General features: G+C 38.2%; 1 protein-coding gene and 2 pseudogenes. All 3 read right to left on the bottom strand.

All coding sequences use genetic code 11. The features are described from left to right. Window positions 1-118 (bottom strand): annotated as a pseudogene (locus NE638_RS18335) (site-specific integrase); the annotation flags it as partial. 292 nt (window positions 119-410) lie between these two features. Then, complete coding sequence (locus NE638_RS17680; protein WP_015517515.1) at window positions 411-863, bottom strand: VOC family protein; 453 nt, start codon at window positions 861-863, stop codon at window positions 411-413. A gap of 224 nt (window positions 864-1087) precedes the next feature. After that, window positions 1088-1558 (bottom strand): annotated as a pseudogene (locus tag NE638_RS17685) (lysine--tRNA ligase); the annotation flags it as partial. Window positions 1559-1881 lie beyond the last annotated feature (323 nt).

The following is a 1881-nucleotide window of genomic DNA, read 5'->3' on the forward strand; positions in this document are numbered from 1 at the left end:
TTGAAGGCTTCAAATTTCTTTCATCAACAAGATAATTGTAGTATTTCTTAATATCCGATTTCTTCAGCGTTGATATTCTTTTACTTCCAATCACTGGTCGCACAAAAGTATTGTACATATATTTGTAATTTTCAAAGGTATTATTCTTCAGCCTCTTTTCATATTTGCCCAAGCGGTAAGTTTTTCTCCGACCACTCCGAAACAAGTTCCGGATGTACTTCTGCTAAACTGTTATTCATAGCCAAACCGGGGCCTCCTTGTGCTTAGAATATATGAAGTTTTAGCTTTGTCTTGTAGTTTGCGAATATCCGTATAAATAGAAAAAGCCCTTTGAGAAAAGGATTTCTCCCCTCTCAAAGGACAACCAGACAAACTGAAAGTTGCCACTTTCCTGTACTTACCATTTTTCATTAAAGCGGCTGCATCATCTCAAGAATGATTCCATCCGGGTCTCTAAAATAAAAAGCTCTACTTTCCCCAAATCCATCTGCTCTAAAATCGAAATACTGCGGTTCAGACAAGCACTCCACATTATTATCTACGAGATGTTTGTAAGCAGAATCAATATCATCTGTGTAGAAACATACTTCCGAGATAGATGTTGTAAACAAATCAGAGGGAACTTTCTTTACTTCGTTGTTTACAAACTGAATCAGCTCAACTGGCGGTGCTTCAACAGCCTTGGAGCCATTCAAATAAGCGACCCTTGCTTTGCAATTTACTCTACGAAACATTTTATCTGTTTCTTCGCCTTCCATAAAAATCTCTCCTTGAAACTCAAGCCCAAGGACATCTCTGTAGAATGCAATTGAGCGTTCCAAATCAGAAACCGTTAGTCCTACATGATAAATTCTTCCAACCATATATATTTCTCCTGTAAATTTCGATATGTATTTTTGTTTGTTTAAAAAATGGGCAATCCCGATTGGAATTGCCCACTCATTGTACTAATTATGCGATTTTTTCTTGCTTGCACCGATTTCTGCATCAAATGATGTAAGTTTGATGTAAATCGCTGTTTTTTTAGTTTTTTATCAAATGAAGTACGTCCCGTCTATTCGGTAAAACGGTACATCTTTACATCATCTTAATAGAGCTTTGCACCTGCTGGAATATGGTCATCAACCATCAGAAGATGGAGCTTTTCTTCGCCTTCTTCTTCGTGGATAGCACTGAGGAGCATACCGCAAGAGTCAATGCCCATCATAGCTCTCGGTGGAAGATTTGTGATAGCGATAAGCGTCTTTCCAACCAGTTCTTCAGGCTCATAAAAGCTATGAATACCGCTTAAAATGGTTCTGTCTGTGCCTGTTCCGTCATCAAGCGTAAACTGTAACAGTTTCTTTGACTTCGGTACTGCAACACACTCTTTAACCTTTACTGCACGGAAATCTGACTTGCTGAATGTGTCAAAATCAACTGCTTCCTCAAACAAAGGCTCAATCTTTACCTTAGAAAAATCAATCTTTTCAGGCTCAGCTTTCACTTCTGCAGCTGCCGGAGCTGCTTCGGAAGTCTTGGAAGCTTTCTTATCAGCGTCCAGGGACTTCATTGTGGGGACCCTTTTTGTGGTTCTTTCATACTCGACCAAGCTGGTGTTAATACTATTAAATTCTCCATATTCCAATTATCCCCCATACTTCATATTTTTGCTCTACTTTGAGTCACTTTGCGGGCAAATGATGTAAAATATGATGTAAATGATGTAGGGTGATAGTAGTATATGCAAGAGCATATTCATATACAAGAAATTATAACTTCTCTTATTTACAATGTCAATCCACATCAAAGTAACGCTGCCTTATCTTTTCCTGCTTCAGAACAAGAAAAAAGAACACACAACACTCTGTATGTTCTCTTTCTGTATGTGAAGTCCAATAT

The organism is Blautia sp. MSK.18.38, assembly GCF_024460535.1.
GTDB classification, from domain to species: domain Bacteria; phylum Bacillota; class Clostridia; order Lachnospirales; family Lachnospiraceae; genus Blautia_A; species Blautia_A fusiformis.

Coding starts and splice junctions, on each gene's coding strand:
- NE638_RS17680 (WP_015517515.1), bottom strand. CDS start 863: ATGGTTGGAAGAATTTATCATGTAGGACTAACGGTTTCTGATTTGGAA.